At 61.2% G+C, this 17,677-nt stretch carries 14 protein-coding genes and 1 pseudogene; 8 read left to right on the top strand and 7 right to left on the bottom strand.

The genetic code is table 11. The features are described from left to right. Positions 1-855 precede the first annotated feature (855 nt). A complete protein-coding gene (locus RI444_RS09080) occupies positions 856-2,082 on the bottom strand; it encodes an amidohydrolase (protein WP_207604649.1) in 1,227 nt (408 codons plus the stop codon). 25 nt (positions 2,083-2,107) lie between these two features. Then, positions 2,108-3,562 (bottom strand): MFS transporter, encoded by a 1,455-nt coding sequence (locus tag RI444_RS09075; protein WP_207604648.1) that lies wholly within the window; start codon positions 3,560-3,562, stop codon positions 2,108-2,110. Between the two features lie 102 nt (positions 3,563-3,664). Between RI444_RS09075 and RI444_RS09070 the strand changes: the two genes are divergently transcribed. From RI444_RS09070 to RI444_RS09060, 3 genes are all read left to right on the top strand, one after another. After that, complete coding sequence (locus RI444_RS09070) at positions 3,665-4,669, top strand: Lrp/AsnC family transcriptional regulator (RefSeq protein ID WP_242703072.1); 1,005 nt, start codon at positions 3,665-3,667, stop codon at positions 4,667-4,669. 45 nt (positions 4,670-4,714) lie between these two features. Beyond that, positions 4,715-5,608, top strand: coding sequence for a LysR family transcriptional regulator (locus RI444_RS09065; protein ID WP_207604647.1), 894 nt, complete (start codon positions 4,715-4,717; stop codon positions 5,606-5,608). A gap of 130 nt (positions 5,609-5,738) precedes the next feature. Continuing rightward, positions 5,739-7,109: an L-serine ammonia-lyase gene (locus tag RI444_RS09060; RefSeq protein ID WP_207604646.1), complete on the top strand. Its 1,371-nt coding sequence runs from the start codon at positions 5,739-5,741 to the stop codon at positions 7,107-7,109. 124 nt (positions 7,110-7,233) lie between these two features. Here RI444_RS09060 and RI444_RS09055 read toward each other — a convergent pair whose 3' ends face one another. The 3 genes from RI444_RS09055 to RI444_RS09045 are packed head-to-tail and all read right to left on the bottom strand — an operon-like array spanning position 7,234 to position 8,003. Then, on the bottom strand, positions 7,234-7,623 hold the full coding sequence (locus RI444_RS09055) for a GIY-YIG nuclease family protein (RefSeq protein WP_242703071.1): 390 nt from the start codon (positions 7,621-7,623) through the stop codon (positions 7,234-7,236). After that, entirely contained in the window at positions 7,556-7,810 is a 255-nt protein-coding gene (locus RI444_RS09050; RefSeq protein ID WP_207605959.1) for a hypothetical protein, read from the bottom strand. The genes RI444_RS09055 and RI444_RS09050 overlap by 68 nt, the downstream gene beginning before the upstream one ends. Before the next feature lie 46 nt (positions 7,811-7,856). Further along, complete coding sequence (locus RI444_RS09045) at positions 7,857-8,003, bottom strand: hypothetical protein (protein WP_242703070.1); 147 nt, start codon at positions 8,001-8,003, stop codon at positions 7,857-7,859. Positions 8,004-8,337: 334 nt separating this feature from the next. On the opposite strand from RI444_RS09045, the pseudogene RI444_RS23085 reads away from it, so the two are divergent. Further along, positions 8,338-9,286 (top strand): annotated as a pseudogene (locus RI444_RS23085) (IS256 family transposase); the annotation flags it as partial. Positions 9,287-9,875: 589 nt separating this feature from the next. On the opposite strand, the gene RI444_RS09030 reads toward RI444_RS23085, so the two are convergent. Next, positions 9,876-10,670, bottom strand: coding sequence for an HpcH/HpaI aldolase family protein (locus RI444_RS09030; RefSeq protein ID WP_207604645.1), 795 nt, complete (start codon positions 10,668-10,670; stop codon positions 9,876-9,878). Positions 10,671-11,357: 687 nt separating this feature from the next. Further along, the gene (locus RI444_RS09025; RefSeq protein ID WP_207604644.1) at positions 11,358-11,936 is read right to left on the bottom strand and encodes a TetR/AcrR family transcriptional regulator; all 579 of its coding nucleotides are present in this window, start codon (positions 11,934-11,936) and stop codon (positions 11,358-11,360) included. A gap of 974 nt (positions 11,937-12,910) precedes the next feature. Between RI444_RS09025 and RI444_RS09020 the strand changes: the two genes are divergently transcribed. From RI444_RS09020 to RI444_RS09005, 4 genes are all read left to right on the top strand, one after another. Then, on the top strand, positions 12,911-14,281 hold the full coding sequence (locus RI444_RS09020) for an MFS transporter (RefSeq protein ID WP_207604643.1): 1,371 nt from the start codon (positions 12,911-12,913) through the stop codon (positions 14,279-14,281). A 451-nt stretch (positions 14,282-14,732) separates the two neighbouring features. Further along, positions 14,733-15,701 (top strand): SDR family NAD(P)-dependent oxidoreductase, encoded by a 969-nt coding sequence (locus RI444_RS09015; RefSeq protein WP_207604642.1) that lies wholly within the window; start codon positions 14,733-14,735, stop codon positions 15,699-15,701. Between the two features lie 209 nt (positions 15,702-15,910). Next, complete coding sequence (locus RI444_RS09010; RefSeq protein WP_207604636.1) at positions 15,911-16,906, top strand: cyclase family protein; 996 nt, start codon at positions 15,911-15,913, stop codon at positions 16,904-16,906. An 83-nt stretch (positions 16,907-16,989) separates the two neighbouring features. Continuing rightward, positions 16,990-17,541 (top strand): nuclear transport factor 2 family protein, encoded by a 552-nt coding sequence (locus tag RI444_RS09005; RefSeq protein WP_207604641.1) that lies wholly within the window; start codon positions 16,990-16,992, stop codon positions 17,539-17,541. Positions 17,542-17,677: the final 136 nt, after the last annotated feature.

Here is a 17,677-nt window from a genome sequence, read left to right as displayed (position 1 = left end):
GGCAAAGCGGCACCGGAATGCTTATCTGCAGGAGCGACGTCAAGGATCCACACGACAGCCGTCCCACTGAGGGCCGGCATGACCTCGCCTTCGACAATAAGTTTCGGGCCAGCGCTGCTCCCGACAGCAGTCCACCACCCCGATAGCTGGCAGTAGTGTCCTGTGCGCGATGTCTCGCTTCGGGTACGAATCAGTCCTGTTACTGGCCGCTTTTTCATTACTTACCCCTCCACCTACGGAGCCGAGCCTTGTCATCGGAGGTACGACCCAAGCATAACGATTGTCAACAATTGACGATAGTGGTTGTTGATTGAATTTTCGCCTACTACCCTGCTGCCGATCTTGTGTGCGGCGGCTCGAAGGGGGTGCATGGCCTAGTGGATGCCTAGTGCGAGCCAATGCGTCGACGCTAAGTCCACTACCCCACCTAGATTGAACAGGCCGCACCCGGCGGCCAGGCACCATCCGGGACGATGACGCAGAGGCACATGTCAAGCTTTGTCCACACTTAAAAGCAAGAACCCCTCTGACGAGGGGTTATGCCGTGCCCGAGGTGGGACTCGAACGGGATTCTGGGCATTGCAAACACTGGGAAGTGGCGGAATCATGCGGAAACATGCGGAATCGGCGGCAATTCGTCGGAAGAACGGGGCAATCCGTGGTGGAAAGGGTGGACATTGTCCCACTGCTCATTTACATCCGATTAGCCCGGGGTCTGGTAGCAGGGCACGGCAACTTCGTATGTCTTGCGTCAAACGGAGCCACCCCCTCTATCGCACTGAGCACGGCCCGACCGCGACGAGGTGGCGCCCTTAGCGTTTCGACTAAGAGACGCCACCGGTCAACCTGCGGGAATCAGGCTTCCAGCGTCACCGTCGTGGCGCCGGGAACCCGCGCAGCCTGGAGTTCCAGCAGTTCGGCCCGGAGTGAGGTATCCAGAGCCGCATCCAGAACCGTGAGTGCCAGGACGGTGGCGCCGTCGAGGATGGCTTCGTCCGCCTCCGGTGAGATGGCGGCGGCGGTGAAGTCCGGGTGGTGCGGGACCGCGGTGCTGTTGCGGACCACCACCATGCCGTGCACGGACGGGACTACCTGGGAAACGTTGCCCATGTCGGAGGAACCGCCCCCGAAGATGGGCGTAGTGTCCACGGGCCTTCCGACGGTTTCCATGTTGGCGTCCCATGCTTTGCCCAGCCCGACGTGGGTATTGAGCGGGGCGTAGGGGTGTTCGGTCTGCCGGTGGGTCCAGGTGCAGTCGGTGGCGATGGCTGCACCTTCGAAGCACGCGAGGACGCGCCGCTTGAGGTCCCGCCACACATCCACGTCTCCCGCGCGGACTTCCACCTGGACGGTGGAGTCGCCGGCGATGACGTTGGTGGCGCCGCCGCCGTGCGAGATGAACGCGTTGGTGTTTGCGTTCTCAGGCAGGTGCTGCCGTAGGACGGCCATGTTCATCAGCGCCAGGCTCGCCGCCGCGCCTGCGTTGATGGCCTTGTCCGGGGCTCCGGCTGCGTGGGCTTCGCTGCCTTTGAACTGCACCTCGAAGCGCTCGACGGCGGCCATGCCAATGGCCGCCGCACTCCGCTCAGCGCCCGTCATGCCATGCACCATAAGGGAGAACGCTGCGTCCTCCCACGCTCCGGCCTGAAGCAGCGAGACTTTTCCGCCGCCGTGTTCCTCCGCGGGAGTGCCGAGGAGTTTAATCCGCAGTCCGGCGGCGTCGGCCACGGGCTTAAGGGCCAGCGCAGCGCCGACGCCGGCTGCGGCGATCATGTTGTGCCCGCACGCATGGCCGACTTCGGGGAGGGCATCGTATTCGGCACAGATGACCACGGTCAGTTCGCCGGTGCCGTAGACGGCCTCGATCGCCGTCGGAACATCATAGGCGCGTTCGGTCACCTCGAAGCCGCCGTCGCGGAGGACAGCGGCCACGGCCGCTGCTGAGTCGTGTTCCTCCCAGGAGATCTCTGCCAGTGCATGGACCTTGTGGCTAAGTTCAAGGATGGAAGGCCCGACGGCGGCAGCGGACTCGCGTACGGTGTCGCGCAAGGTGTCCTGGGTGGTGTCGATGGAAACGGTCATTGTTGATCCTTCGTGTCGAGGTGGATTAGTTGGCAGGTTCGAGGACGTCGTCTGCATTCGATGACGATGTGGTTGATTCGACCGGTGTGGCCCGGGCAGGCCGGATGAACAGAACGGCCACGGCGAAGAGGACGCAGACTGCGGCGCAGATCCACCAAACGGCGTGAAAGGACAGTTCGGTGGCCGCCCGCGTTCCGGCGGCTGTTGGTGTGGTGAGTGCTGCCATCAGCAGCGCGAAAAGAGCACCGACGACTCCTCCGGCGGCGGTGCGGGCTGTGTTGTACAACCCCGAGGCGATCCCTACTGAATCGGTTGCTGCGCGCTGGACCACCAATGTGGGGAGCGTGCCGCTGACCAGCCCGGAGCCGAGTCCGGCCATGACGAGCCATAGCGCGAAGGTCACCAGGGTACCCGGCGCAAGGATCATCAGGAGATATGCGATGGCGCTGAGCCCTCCCCCAAGCGCGACACTCCGTGGGCCGCCGATCAGGCGGGATGCCCGGTCGCTGAATGAGGCACCCAGGAAGGCTGCAAGCGCCATGATGCTGAGCATTGTTCCCGCGGCAGAGGCAGCAGCGCCGAAGCCGAATCCAAGCGTGGCCGGATCGGAGCGCAGGTAGACGGAGATGGGTGCTTGGGCGCCGAACAGTTGCGCGCCGTAAAGGAAGGCGACGACAATCGGGAGACCAATGCCGCCACGAAGGAGCATGGTGAGGTCTACCAGCGGGTGTTCTGTCCTGCGGGCTGAAACCACCCAGCCGGCGAGGAGGGCGATGCCGACCGCCATCGCGAGGGCCGTGTTCATCGGGGGCCACGTTGAGAGATTTGAAGCGCCTCCCAGGAGAGCAGCCAAGCCACCGCCAAGCAGTGCAGCACCGAGATAATCCACGCGGCCTTTGCTCCGCAGCGGGCTTTCCTTGACGAAGAACGCGATGCCGGGGACGCACAGGGCCATGAAGATCGCTGGCATCAGCAGAGTGATGGAAAGGCTGTCCGTCGCGTCGAGGACAATTCCGGCCAGGAGACCGCCGATGGTTGCGCCGAGGGTCAACGCCGCCACGAGCCTGCCGATGCTTCGCCCGGAGCGTTCAGAGTCGCGTTGATGGACGATGGCGAATTCCAAGGGGAGGAAAACGGCCAGCGGTGCTTGGATAGCACGTCCCAGAAGGAACAGTTCGTAGTTTGGGGCGAAGGCAACCAAGACGGAAGCCGCGGCAACAATAGCCGTGGAGATCATGAGTATCCGCTTGTGGCCGTGGATATCACCGAGCTTGGACAGCAAAGGGACCACCAACACTGTCGCCAGCAAGTAGGCGGCGCTGATCCAATTCAGCGATGCTGCCGAGACTCCGTGGTGTTCACCAATGGAAGAGAACAGAGGATTCAGCCAGCCCTGAAGAATGCCACTGCCAAGCTCCATGACCACCAGGAAACCGACGGCTCCTGCCGCGGTGGTGGATTTCTGCGCTGTTGTACGCATGTGCGCTCCGATGTGATGAGAAGTGAACGGGATCACAACATCATGGAAGTTCCGTGTTTCCACTTGATGAAATTGCAGCTTTTCGTGGATATTCTGTTGTCTATGCCGGAAAACATGCTTGATCCCCTCGAGGAGCGTCTCATCCATGCTCTACAGATCGAAGGCCGGGCGCCATGGAGTGAACTGGCGCCCGTGATCGGAGTCGACGCCGTAACGCTCGCCAGACGCTGGGACTCCCTGAGGGAACGCGGGCTCGCATGGGTCACTGGAATTTTCCCCGACGGAGCATCGGCGCTGGTGGACATCACGTGCAAACCCCAGCAAACCGGCGAAGTGGCCCGCCAACTGGCGCAGATCCCGGAAGTGCTGACCCTCGACCACACCTCGGGCGGACGGGATCTGTTGGCCACGGTCCTCGCCGACACCCCACTCTCCATCTGGGACTCAGTCACCAACCGCATCGGAGGCTTGGAAGGCGTCAGGAACACCCAGACGCATCTCGTTACCGAAGTAGTCATGGAGGCCTCCGACTGGAGACTCCGCGCCCTCACACCGCAAGAGGCAGCAAGGGTCCCCCGCCCCCGCCCACCACGGGCAAGAGCGCCTCGGACCGTGCACCCGGACGTCGAAGCAGCGTTACGCCATTGCCTGGCCGAAGATGGGCGACGCCCCATCAGCCGGATTGCCGCAGAACATGGACTCAGCGAACAGCGCGTCGCGGATGGGCTGGCCCGCATGCGCGCCGATGGCATGCTGCGGATACGCACGGACGTCGCACGCACGGTCACGGGTTGGCCTGTCTACGCCTGGTACTTCATGCAAACCGCCGCCAAGCACGTTCAGCAGATGAAAGGGCTTATGGCTAAGATTCCTGAAGCCCGAACGGCGCTGGCCGTCGCGAGCCAGTACAACTTGGTGGTGGCGGTCTGGCTGAAGGAAATGTCCGATGTCTTGCGCTTCGAGGCTGCCATGGAAGCTGCTGTGCCGAGCGCCCGCATCGTTGACCGCAGCGTGGTATTCAGGATGAGCAAGCACCTCGGCCGGCTCATTGATGAACAAGGGGCCGCGACGCGGGGATTCGTCCACCCGTCCTCGGAAAGCAGCTAGTGTATCGGCTCTAAAGTTAAGTGGTCCTAAACCCTGGGAGGTCCCGTGCTCGATATCCGACGCTTGCAAATCCTCAAAACCCTTGAGGTTGAGGGAACCATGACGGCCGTTGCCGCCAAGCTCCATATGACAACGTCGGCGGTCAGCCAGCAGTTGGCCGTGCTGGAACGGGAGGCCGGACTGGCGCTCCTGATCCGCGCAGGCCGTAAGGTGCGGCTGACGGAAGCCGGGGTCATGTTGGTGAAGCATTTTGGCCGGATTGCGGCGGAAGTTGAGGCGGCCGAGGCAAACTTAAAGAAGCTTCAAACAGATGTCCGCGGACACCTCGCCATCAGCGCCTTCCCCAGTTTTTGCAGCACGGTGCTGCCTGCCGCCGTCATGTCCCTTCAGGCCAGCTACCCGCGTCTCGACGTTACCGTGTCCGACCTCGAGCCGTTCGAGAGTGTGGCCGAGTTGAGGGAAGGGCACATCGATGTCGCAGTGGTCGATGACCTGCACACCATCCAGGATGAGGGGCTCGTGAAGACTGTGCTGGGCCGCGATGAAATTATCCTCTGCCTGCCCCAGGATCGGGAGGCGCCGGAGGCAGCGACACTGGCCGATTACGCCGATGAACGCTGGATCCTTGACCAGGAAGGCAGCGTTTTTGAGCAATTCGTTCTTCGAACCTGCCGCGACGCCGGATTCGAGCCAAACGTCGTAGCTCACTGTCGGAACCTGATGGCAACCCTGGGATTGGTGCGTGGCGGCCTCGGCGTCGCACTGATGAGTGAATTGAACCTCGGCCGGGAAACGGACGACCTGGTGGTGCGTCGCGTGCATCCAAGCTGCGGCCGCAACATCATTGTCTTGCACCGGGCGGCCAGCCGGGAATCGCCGGCGGTAGCCGCCGTCGTCGACGAGCTGCGGAAAGCGACCGACGCCCGCCCGAAAGCTTGACGCGCCTCGGCGATCAGGCAAATTGTTAAGTTGTGCTTGACGTTTTGTTCAAAAGTTTCCGATAGACGCTGACCGCATTCGCACCCAAGCTGGTAGCAGACCCACACCAAACCTGCTCCGGAGGTATGCCATGGCTTTAAGTGCCCTTGACCTTTTCTCAATCGGAATCGGCCCCTCGTCGTCCCACACTGTGGGGCCGATGCGCGCCGCCCGCTCGTTCGTCGAAGAACTGGAGAGGGAAGGAAAGTTCGACGCCGTTGACCGCGTTCACGCCGGACTGTTCGGTTCCTTGGGGGCTACCGGGCGCGGGCACGGCTCGGACAAGGCGGTCATCCTGGGATTCATGGGCGAGTCGCCGGAAACCGTCGACACGACGACGGCAGACAATGTGGTGAACGAAGCTACTGAGGCCGGGAAGATACTGCTTGCAGGGCGCCGAGTGATCACGTTCAACAGAACCAAGGACGTGGTGCTCCACCTGCGCAAGTCATTGCCGGCGCATCCCAACGGAATGCGGTTCCAGGCTTCCGACAACCAGGGAACACTGCTGAGCGAACGCGTTTACTACTCCGTGGGCGGCGGATTCGTCGTTGACGAGAATGACGTTGGGAACTCGCATCCCGAGACGATACATCTCCCCTACCCGTTCTCCAACGCCAAGGAACTGTTGGCCCACTGCGACCGTGAAGACCTTTCCATCAGCGAGATCATGCTCGCCAACGAAAGCGCTTGGCGCAGCGAGGAGGAAACCCGCGCGCAGTTGATGCACATCTGGGAAACCATGAAAGAGTGCGTGTCACGCGGCTGTAGCCGAACGGAAGAACACCTGCCCGGGAACCTGATGGTCCGCCGTCGTGCGCCCCGGCTGCTGGCGGACTTGCAAGCGAAAGACGACACCAGCGATCCCTTGCGTGCAGTGGACTGGGTGAACCTGTTTGCCCTGGCGGTGAACGAAGAGAACGCCACGGGTGGGCGCGTCGTCACCGCCCCCACCAACGGCGCTGCCGGAATCATTCCAGCGGTGCTGCACTACTACATGATGTTCACACCCGGAGCCAAGGAAGAAGCAGTGATCCGATTCCTCCTCACCGCAGCTGCCATAGGTGTCCTGTTTAAACAGAACGCCTCCATCTCCGGCGCCGAAGTCGGCTGCCAAGGGGAAGTCGGCTCAGCCTGTTCCATGGCAGCGGGCGCACTGTGCGAAATCCTGGGCGGCACACCCCAGCAGGTGGAGAACGCCGCCGAGATTGGAATCGAGCACAACCTCGGGCTGACCTGCGACCCCGTTGGTGGCCTGGTCCAGATCCCGTGCATCGAACGCAACGCCATGGCCAGCAACAAAGCCATCAACGCTGCACGGATCAGCCTGCGCGGAGACGGCATCCACCATGTCAGCCTCGACACTGCCATCAAGACAATGCGAGAAACAGGTGCCGACATGAAGAGCAAGTACAAAGAAACGTCCCGGGGTGGCCTCGCCGTCCACGTGATCGCTTGCTGATCCCAGCTGCTGCCGTTCCATTATGGGCGAGCTGGAGCGCCCGAAGCAGCCTCTGACACTCAATAAAGATTCCAAAATTTTCCGAAAGATTGCATACAGTCGCTGCTGAACCAGGCGCTTCTCTTCAGGGCAGAGAGCCTCCAATGCCGACATTTGCACGCGACTGGACATCGAAACTGTAGAAGCTTCGAGTGCGGTCCCCGGTGCACTCGCACTGGCCATCTACACGCCTCATAGCTTGGCAGAGACCATCAGCCGCAGCTCTGCACGTTTCACTATGTCTTCTACTGTCGGCTTCAACGAGTTCGACGTGGTGTTCTTTCAGTACTTCCAGGACCTGATGCGGGGTGATCCGGAAGAATTCGTGGCGGAGGTTGACCTTGTTTACGCGCTGCTCAGCGAACGTAAGGTATAGCAGAGCTTCAGTGGCGAGGGCATCGTCGGAGTCAAAGAGCGCGTTTCCATCGAATCGAAACAGTACGGACGCATCTCCGATTTCGTTGACTATGTCCATCTTGACCATGTTTCCCCCCGAAAGCGCCGATGTTGGAGATCACGTACAGGTAGCCGGGGCGGATGTTAGCAGCGCGCCGTTCCACGTCGGCGAGGGCAAGTTCGTCTTCAACGATTTTGGTGCGCATTCGTTCTGCGCCTTCGAGGTCTCCCTTGGCTATGAGTGCGTCCAGTGTTGCCTGGTGCACGGCCCGTTCCTTGACGAGATTTCGCCGGGCCGCAGCAAGTTCCGCTTCAGCTTTCTTCTTGTTCGGGCAGATCTTCGCATCGGGCGCGTTCCAATTCCTTATCAGCGGCAAGGGCTTGGAGGTGTTCTGCGGCTAGGACCATTTCCTGGATGCGGAGGCGGTGGTAGGTCTCGTCGACTCGTAGGTTGATCATGGTGCCTTGGCGTTCGATCTGTTCCTTCGCCTTGGTCAGGCGAGCCGTTGCGGTTGCCAGGTTTCCGGCCTTGACGGTTTATACGCAGTGCTCGGCATCGGCGTTATATGCGCGCAACCTATTGATCGACATCATGTTCACGAATCTCATGCCCTGCTTCGCGGAATTGTTGAAGGTGAAGTTCGACGTCGCGTGAATCGCCTTCATGGCCCGGGCCATCTCCTTGCACTGGGCACGGACGGATCCAGCAGGGCCGCCAAATGCGCGGAGTGTTCCGCTGGGTGGTCAAAGTCGAAGACACTGACAGAACGTCCAGGAGACCGCGCTCTGAGCGGAACTGACAGAGCACCTCGGGCACGAGCATGGTCAGAAACCGATCGCCGGCAACTTGCGCAACGGCACCAGGTCAAAGACCGTGCTGACCGAGATTAGCCCGGTCGAGATCGAGGTACCCAGAGACCGGGACGGGTACTTCGAGCCGGTGATCGCGTCCAAACGAAGCGGCGCTTGGACAGGATCGACGAGGTCGTGCTTTCGCTCTCCGCGCGGGAGCTGACTACCGGGGAAATCGCCGCGCACTTCGAGGAGGTCTAAGGGGCCAAGGTCTCCAAGGACACCATCAGCCGCTTCACCGAAAAAGTCGCCGCCGAACTGGCCGAGTGGTCTTCCCGACGCCCTGGACCCGGTCTATTCGGTGCTCTTCGTAGACGCGATCGTGGTCAAGGTCCGTGACCGGCAGGTGCGCAACACCCCCTTCTACGTCGTCACGGGAGTAACCGCGAATGGTGAACGGAACATTCTAGGCACCTGGGCCAGCGACGGCGGCGAGGGAGCCGGGTTCTGGCTGCAGGTCTTCTCCGAACTGAAGAACCGGGGTGTGGAAGATGTGCTGGTCGCTGTCTGCGACGGCCTCAAAGGCCTGCCGGAAGCAAACACAACCACCTGGGACCGGACGATCGTGCAGCAATGCATCGTGCACCTGATCCGAAGCACTCAAACCCGTTTACACCGCCTCGTCCAAACAAGCAGCTAAGGATGGCTGGATACCGTTGGCCCCATTCGGCGGTAAATTCGGCGAACCTGTCATCGTGCGGCTCCGGGAGTCTTCCAGGACAGAATTCGTGCCCTTCCAGGATCACGACGTGGAAATCCGGCGAGTGATCTGCACGACGAACGCGATCGAGTCGATCAACGCCCGCTACCGCCGAGCTGTGAGAGCCCTCGGGCACTTTACCAACGAGAAAGCTGCCCTGAAATGCCTGTATCTGGTTACCAGATCCCTTGGAAACGAAAACGCCCAAGCCCACACACCGGTTATCGGACAGTCCCAGGCGGGTCCGCAGCTGATCCCTGGAACCTAAGTGAGCAGCTGGCAGGCCCGGTTGCGCTGCTGATCCAGCCTCCGGCCAGGATTGATGAGTTACTCCCGATATCCGCCGAGCGCGAGTGGAATCGCGTGTTCTGCAGGGACGATATGGCGGAGCGTGAGTGAGGCCAACAGTGCGAGCGATTGCTGGAGACAGCCACCCACCCTGCAGGTATCCGTTCGCCCTATGGACTTGGGCAGTCGGGAGAACGCCAGCATAGGGATTTCTTCGGCGGAGTCCCATGCATGACAACAACATGCACTGCCGTGTAAGCAGGCCTAGTGGGGCCTTCCGCCCGAGACCCCGGGCAGGGTGTTGTGCCGGGAGTACCGGACGGATGCTCAGTGATCCGTGGTGCAGGTTTGCCGCCCCTTAGGCGGCCAGCGCGAGGTGGCTCGATCGGCGGTACCGAGAAGTTCAGCGTCGCGAGAAGACGGCCCGGGCCGCTGCGACTTGTTGTGGTGTAGCAGCTGCGCCGATGTCCGCGCTGGTGTTCCTGCGTTGTTTATCGTCGGGTGCCTACCGGCTTTTCGCTTGCACGCAAGGACTCAAGCTCGGAACGAAGTCGTGCTGTAAGGAGCCCGAAGTCAGCTTCAATGGTGCCGAAATCCAGACCGTGGAAACCATAGCCGGCCATGGCACCGATCCTTTTGCCCGCAGCATGAACAGTGGCGGCAGCCTCGTCCCAAATCCGTACGAGTTCTTTGATCGAGTCGGGACTGAACATGCTGCCCGGCAGCTCAAGGTCCTGCGAGAGGTCCCCCAGACCGAAGAAAACATAGTCGATGCCGTCCACGGCAAGGATCTCGGCCAGATTTTCAACCCCTTCACGGGTCTCGATGAGGGGAATGAGCAACACATTTTCGTTGGAGCTCTCACGGTGGGCGAACCAGCCGTCACCGCTGGACCAGCGCGCCCCCTCCGTCCCAGGGCACATTCCACGTCCGCCGGCCTGATAGCGCGTCGCCGCGAGGGCAGCGGCGGCCTGCTCCGCGGTACCGATCTTGGGCACGATGATCCCATGGGCACCAACGTCCAACGTTGCCTGGATCTGCGTCGGATCGTTAGCCAGCACGCGCACGATGGGGACAATGCCGTTCGCCTCGGCAGCACGGACATGGTTGGCGGTGCTGATGATGTCATTCGGGCCGTGCTCACGGTCGATCACGACGAAATCAACGCCAGCGGTTGCCACGGCAGCGGTGGCAGCAGGGTCAATGGACATCACGAACGTGCCAAGAGGCGTGCGGTGATCAGCGATGATCCCCTCAAAACGCTCACGGGCATTGACTCTCTTCAAGGTACTTCTCCTCTGCTGGGTGGACTGGCGAATTGGTTCGGCCGGAGCCTTCATTGCCACGCATAGCGATGGCACCACTCTGATGGGCTGAAACTAATGATCCAAAGAAATGTAGGTATGCAAAGCACACCGGGACTCACCGGAAAAAGGGTCCCGCGCGCGCAGCAAGACATCTTCCCCGACGCGGGTGTGGAGGTTCCCGCGACGAGAGGCATGGGCCGATCCCATTTCCCCACCGTAGCTAACTTGACGCACACCGTCAAGGTAAAAAGCCGGCGAAAATCCGAGAAAATCGTCTGCGAAGCGGTGGTGACGCGGCGGGTGTGCGCAGGCGGTCAAGCTGGAAACACAGGCTAAACCTAGCGTTGTTGTCCTTCTGTAAGAGCAAACCCTTTCGTGCTCAAGGAACACAAACACAACCGTCAAGCAGCGAACCAATGGGCATGCTCGACAGCGCAGCGACAAGATCCGGCGGCCCGCTGAACTTCTCGAGGATTTGAAGGGTTACGCCGATGCGGCAGTAGCTGCCTTGGTCCGCTCCTTCTCGGCGAAGTAACCGGTGCGTGACAATCCATCGCTCCGCCCGCAAATTCAGGACGATGAGCGAAAAGATCGAGCCGATGCCGTGATGCGCCTGGTGAAACAGGCCGGGACGCAGTCGTGGAACGAAGCCGCGCGGCGCTAAGGTCAGGCGCGCATACCCTTGAGGATGATAAGTCCGCCCTCGTGCATGAGTTCCCGGTAAGCAGGAGAGTACGGCTGCAGGGCGAGGCCGAGGCCCCGGAATAAGACCTCGAAGTGACGGATCGACACGTCTGCTCTGATCGAGCCCTCCCCCTTGCCCTTTTCGATGAGCGCATCGAGCGCTTCAAAGAATCGACGGCCCGCCTTCTTGACGGCGTCTTCGGGACGATCGGGATTCATGGCGTCGCGGGCGGCCGACGTCACTTGGATGGTGGGCTCCAGAAAGAGCTCAGCCAGCGCGTCCCATGCAGAAGGCGCCTGGAGGGCTTCGACGTATAAATCGTGGGCGCGATCGAAGAAAAGGATCGCCATCTCCTCCAAGAGTTGATTCCGGCTGCCGAACGTGGAATAGACCGTCCCCTTGCTAACGCCGGCCTCCGCAGCGACGTCGTCCATCGTCATCGCGCTGCCTACGCGCCTCAAGACGACTTCGGCCGCCTGACGAACCCTGGCCTCATTTTCGATTGCGTCAATCCGCCGGGGACGTCGGGGACCCTGCTGGCGGGACATCGTGGACTCCATGAGAGAAGGTTACCCGCAGACGAGGCAGCCACCACTTCGATATGCTGCGCCGCCAAGTACTCCTGCTCCCGGTGGACCCGGCAGTCACTGGCCCCGCCATGCGTTCTTCACTGGACGTCATAAACGTCCGGTTGACGAAGACCTCCGGGACGATGAGCTCTCGCCCTCGGCCGGCCTCCACCCGACAAGCCAGCAAAGCCTTGCATTGCCAAATCTACAACCTCACCCACGTAGCGACACGACGCGGCATTCCAGGTGAGTCAGCGACCGTTCTCACGGCGATCCGCGTGAACCAAATTGAGTACCTTGACGATATGCGTCAAGTTAACTACGATGATGACACCGATCGGCGCACGCACTTCATCGGGGAACGATTTATCCCCAGGTAAACACATCAATTGTTCAAAGACGAACGGATTTATTGCATGAAACGCATCGCCACAAGATCTTCAGGCGCAGACTCCGGCACAGTCGCGTGCGACGTCTCGGTCTTGACCGCAGCTACCCCGGACTGCGGTGGAAAAACTACCTCACTGTCGACGACGTAAGGCTCGCCTCGAAGTCGACTCTTCCCTCACTCTGCAGCGCATCTCCCTTAACACTGCTGCGTAACAGTATCCCCTCGCTCCTGCGTGGGTAGCTGGGCGTTCATCATACAAACGATCAGTGCCGAAGCGACTAATTGGGTCGCAGAGACCGGCCGATGACCGGTCGTCACATCTCCATACCCTCTTTGAGGAACACATGTGCTTCGACCCGATCGCTGATTAGCAGCAGGTACAACTCGAGCAGCTTGCTGAACTCTTCCTTGAGGCACGCACACGGGACCCTTCTTCCGGTGAGTCTTGATGTGCATGTAACCGAATATTTTCTTAGACCGCTAGTTTCAGCCCGTCAATTTTCCTAATGAAAGGTCAAAGATGACTCGTTCTCATTCCTCGGCTACGCCGGGGGGAATGTTAGTCAATTCCCGATTGGATCGTTTGCCCGCTTCCAAGTACCACGCCGTGTGGGTGGTCGTTCTGGGCATCGCCATGCTGATCGAAACCTACGACAATACCGTATTCGCATTCCTGGCTCCTTCAATCAGAGCTGAATGGAATCTGACGTTGGGGCAGGTTGGCGTAATTACGTCAGCCGTATTTGTGGGCATGATGGTCGGCGCTATCGCGGGCGGACGCCTGTCTGACCGGTATGGACGCCGGCCGGTTCTCATCTGGGCTTCGGTGTTGTACTCGGCCATGTCCCTTCTGTCCGCGATCGCCCCCAACTACGAGGTGCTTACCGTCAGCCGGGTTCTTACCGGGGTCGGGGTCCAGGCGGCGACAGGCGTGGTAATGGTCTACGCAGGTGAAATGTTCCCCAAGCTGGTCCGAGGCCGGGCATTCAGCATACTCCTGTTTATCGGGTACTTTGGCACACCTCTCACCGCGCTGACAGCCCTGGCGATCGCGCCGACAGGGCTCGGGGCCTGGCGTTGGGTCTTTGTAATCGGCGCTGCCGGCTTCCTCATTGCGATAGCCGCGGCACTTTGGCTGCCTGAGACCGTTCGATGGCTCGTTATGCGGGGCAGGGACGCGCAAGCAGAGCGGATCGTCGAGCGCCTTGAGGCCTCCGTCGTCCGGAGTGGAGGCACCCTCGGGGACGTCGCGCCAGCTCTTCCGGCAACGCCTCAAGGTTCCTACCGGGATCTCTTACAGCGCCACAACCTCAAACGCCTCATTGTCACCGCGTTGGCGTTCTGCGGGTACATCTACACCGCCTACGGATTCCTCGCTTGGGTTCCAACAATTCTGACTGACCGGGGCATGCCTCAGGCCGAAGCTCTTGGTTTCGCCACTGTCCTCTCGTTCTCAACAGTCGTGGGGCCCCTCGTCATGTTCTCCTTCACGGACAAAATTGAACGCAAGACAACTCTGCTGCTCACCGGCCTTCTTTGCGCAGCCTCTCTTGTGGTCTTCGCCTTCGCCCCGAATCCTGCCCTGAGCATGGTGGCCGGGTTTGGAACCCAGTTGGGTATCTCAATGATGGGCGCGGCATTTTACACCTATATTCCGGAGATCTTCCCCACGAACATTCGCGGCCTCGGATTCGGAGTGGTCTCCGGGATCGCTCGCGTCGCCGGAATCATCTCAGGACTCACCATCGCCGTGATCTACGCAGGACTTGGATACCAGGGCCTCTATGTTCTCCTGGCCGTCGTGATCACTGCTGCCGGGCTACTCGTGGCAACCCTCGGCCCTCGAACGACGAACCGTTCACTTGAATCCATCTCGGAGTCATCGGGTGGGGCGAGCGCATCAACACATGAATCGGCGCACGCTCCGTCGACAAATCGCGAGTGAGGCCAGCCAGGACGGCCACCACCGTTGGGCAGGTTGCAAGTGGGCCCTGCGCGGTTCCGCATTCTTGCTCGGTCGCATTGGGTAGGCGACCCGGGCCGTGGTTGCTCACCCGGTGGGATGCGTTAAACATGGCTAAAGCCACGATTTGATCACTGAACAGGGCCGGCCCGTCTGCTGAACTGCAGCTGAGCCGCGATGCGGGCACCTAGCCGTCCGGCGGTGCTTCTGACTCGACGTGCGGACGAGTTCCTTCCGGGAAGACCTGCCTCATCCAGCCTGGCAAATAAGTTGACGCCAAGCGTCATCTTATTTAGAATTGCCGTAGCAATCTGTCGACGCAATGCTCGCGGAGCTTCACCGAATTTATTCCCCAGTTAGACACCCAATGGAGGGTCTGTTGCGGGAACTATGCCGAATTTATTCCTTAGTTACACACCCAATGGAGGGTCTTGTGAACGAAAACGAAACATCCTCGGTCCGTTACGACGGCCGCGCTATTCTCGTTACCGGAGCTGGTCGCGGAATGGGACGCACGCATGCTTTGGCTCTTGCCGAGCGCGGCGCATCGGTTCTGGTCGCCGATCGTGGTGTGACGATGAGCGGTGACGGTCTTGACACAGGTCCCGCGAACGAGGTGGTCGCTGAGATCCGTGCGGCGGGCGGAACAGCTGAGGCCTACAACGGCGATCTCTCTACGGAGGAGGGCGCGCGGGGAGCGGTCACGGCGACGTTGGCCGCCTTTGGGCGGATCGACGGGATCATCCACAACGCGAGCACGGCCCCCGACGCCGGACCGATGTACGAGACGCCGGACGAGGTCTTCGACCGCACGATCCAGGTCAACGTCTACGCCGCCTTCCACATGGCCAAGGCAGCCTGGCCGACTTTCCTCTCACAAAAGTTCGGACGCATCGTCGTCGTAACCTCGCACAGCATCTATGGGAACGCGAACTCCGTGCCCTACACCACAGCGAAGACCGGGTATATCGGGTTCATCAACTCCCTTGCAATCGAAGGCGCCGACCACAACATCACCGTCAACGCTGTCGCGCCGACCGCGAGAAGCCGCATGACTGAGCGGATGCAGAGCTCCGCTTACACCGACTGGCTTTTCGAAACCATGACGCCCGAGTCGGTGACCCCGACGGTCGCCTACCTAGTCAGCGAGGCGTCGAACGTCACCGGTCAGATCCTGTCCGCCGGCGGCGGCCGCGTCGCGCGCATCACCCTCGCAGAGACGCGAGGCGTGCTCGGACTGGGCGAGAGCATCGACGACGTGCACCAGCACATCGATACCGTCCTTTCGGACAAGGACTGGATGTTCCCCGCCTCGCTCGCGGAGCGCGGACTCGTCGTCGCCGAAATGATGGGCTGGAAACCCTCAGCCGTCGACGGCAACCCCTACGCAATGCGCAACTGACGACTCACGCCCCGGCCGACACCGCACCCTCGGCCTCACCCCCGCGACAATCGCACACCACCGATCCTCGCACTCCCACCCCCACCCCACGCGCCTGGTGGGGGAGCCGAGATGCTCCCTATGCATCTCGCGGCCAGCACCTTCACAAACGCCCATAACGCGGAAGCGGCGTCACCGCCGCCGCCAAATTCAACAAACAGGAGAACAAAATGACCAAACATGTAGAACCCTCATCCCAGGTAGAACCCTCGTCCGCTGCCGAGATCGAGGGCTACTTCGAGACACTCTCAAACTGGGGCCGATGGGGCAACGACGACCGACGAGGCACTCTCAACCTCATCACGCCCGAGGTCCGCCTCGCAGCTCTCGCCTCCGTGCGCCACGGCCAGGCGGTCTCCCTCTCCAGAGATATCGACCCCAAAAACCCCGATCCGGTGCACTCCGGCGTGGCGGCCGTCGAGCGCCGCACCCGCCCCCGCGAGATCGAGGAGATCATGCACATCTCACCGCGATGGGAGGCCATGGGAGAGGACATCCACATCAGCCCCCACGGCGGCAACGCCCACCTCGACGGCCTCGCCCACTACAGCTGGGACGGCAAACAGTACAACGGCTTTCCCGAGGCAGACTCGTCCGCAGAGACCGGCTCGAAATACCTCGACGTCAGCCACGCCAGTGAGGGCTTCATCACTCGAGGCGTGCTTCTCGACATCGCTGGACTGTTCGGCGTGGAGCACGTCGAACGCGGCTACGCGATCCTGCCCGAAGACCTGCTCGCCGCTGAGAAACGCCAAGGAATCACGGTGCGGTCCGGTGATGCTCTGCTCATCCACACCGGTAACGCCGACGCCATCGTACGGTTCGGGACGCTCCACCACGACGGAAAAACGGGCCCCATCGACGGAGTCCAATCCGGTCTGCACGCTTCCTGCCTCCCGTTCCTGCGCGAACGCGACATCTCCGTCATGGGAGCCGACGGCACACACGATCTCCAGCCGCCCCAGCTGGAGGATTTCGACTTCGCCCGCCCGATCCACACGGTAAGCCTCGTTTCGATGGGACTCTGGCTCATCGACAACATGGACCTCACCGCTCTCGCCGCCGCCTGCGAAAAGGCCCAGCAATGGGACTTCCTCTTCACCGCCCTCCCCTGGCGCTTCGTAGGCTCCACCTCGAGCCCCCTCAACTGCGTCGCCGTCCTCTAACAACCCATTCCAATCCCGGCATCGCATAAAACCGATGCCGCAATCCGTCCTCACAAGGACCGAAGCCCCAAGGAGGGCACACCATGTCGAATGACTTCTCCGCTGAGCGCATGAGCGACCGCGCCGAGATTCAGCATCGAATCTACCAATTCTGCCGTGCGGTGGATCGACTGGAGTTCGGTCTGCTGCACGAGGTCTACCATCCCGGCGCAATACACGACCATGGCGTTTACAAAGGAGATTTGGACGGCTGGATCGAGTTCACCCAGCGGCGCCACGAGACCATTGGATACTCAAGCCACCACGTCGGCAACACCATCATCGAGTTCGCGGACGACGATAATGCTGCCGTTGAGACTTACTTTCTCGTCTGGCAGAGCGTCACCGCGAAATCGAGCCCGTTTCCCTCGGATTCAGAAGGAACCGCCGACTACGAGGTTCTACTCTCCGGACGCTACCTTGACCACTTCGTCCGAAAGGACGGGCGCTGGGGCATCATGGGCCGAACTGCTGTGGCCGAGACTGTCCTGAAGATGACTGAACCCGCACCTACCTTCGCTGCCGGGCTCTCTCACCAAACGAGAGACGCGAGCGACCCCATGTGGCTCCTGCGCTCAAAAGTGGGGGTGGCGTAGCGGCGGGGGCCCGCCGCATAGAGGATCTGCACCGCCCAAAGTCAATACTTCGAGGTCGTGCTCGGCAGACCGAATGAAATCGTCTGCGGACGGCCCGACAGCCGGAGCACTCCCCGTCGACATATGGGCGGCTGGT

The sequence above is a fragment of the Paenarthrobacter sp. AT5 genome (genome assembly GCF_032764245.1).
Classification (GTDB): domain Bacteria; phylum Actinomycetota; class Actinomycetes; order Actinomycetales; family Micrococcaceae; genus Arthrobacter; species Arthrobacter ureafaciens.
Note: the sequence above shows the minus strand (reverse complement) of the source record. Positions and strands in the feature narration are given on the sequence as shown.

Excerpts from the sequence above, each read along its gene's own strand:
- RI444_RS09055 (WP_242703071.1), bottom strand. The coding sequence starts at position 7,623 with ATGGACATAGTCAACGAAATCGGAGATGCGTCCGTACTGTTTCGATTC.
- RI444_RS09005 (WP_207604641.1), top strand. The coding sequence starts at position 16,990 with ATGTCGAATGACTTCTCCGCTGAGCGCATGAGCGACCGCGCCGAGATT.
- RI444_RS09070 (WP_242703072.1), top strand. The coding sequence starts at position 3,665 with ATGCCGGAAAACATGCTTGATCCCCTCGAGGAGCGTCTCATCCATGCT.
- RI444_RS09025 (WP_207604644.1), bottom strand. The coding sequence starts at position 11,936 with ATGGAGTCCACGATGTCCCGCCAGCAGGGTCCCCGACGTCCCCGGCGG.
- RI444_RS09080 (WP_207604649.1), bottom strand. The coding sequence starts at position 2,082 with ATGACCGTTTCCATCGACACCACCCAGGACACCTTGCGCGACACCGTA.
- RI444_RS09075 (WP_207604648.1), bottom strand. The coding sequence starts at position 3,562 with ATGCGTACAACAGCGCAGAAATCCACCACCGCGGCAGGAGCCGTCGGT.
- RI444_RS09010 (WP_207604636.1), top strand. The coding sequence starts at position 15,911 with ATGACCAAACATGTAGAACCCTCATCCCAGGTAGAACCCTCGTCCGCT.
- RI444_RS09060 (WP_207604646.1), top strand. The coding sequence starts at position 5,739 with ATGGCTTTAAGTGCCCTTGACCTTTTCTCAATCGGAATCGGCCCCTCG.
- RI444_RS09045 (WP_242703070.1), bottom strand. The coding sequence starts at position 8,003 with ATGATCAACCTACGAGTCGACGAGACCTACCACCGCCTCCGCATCCAG.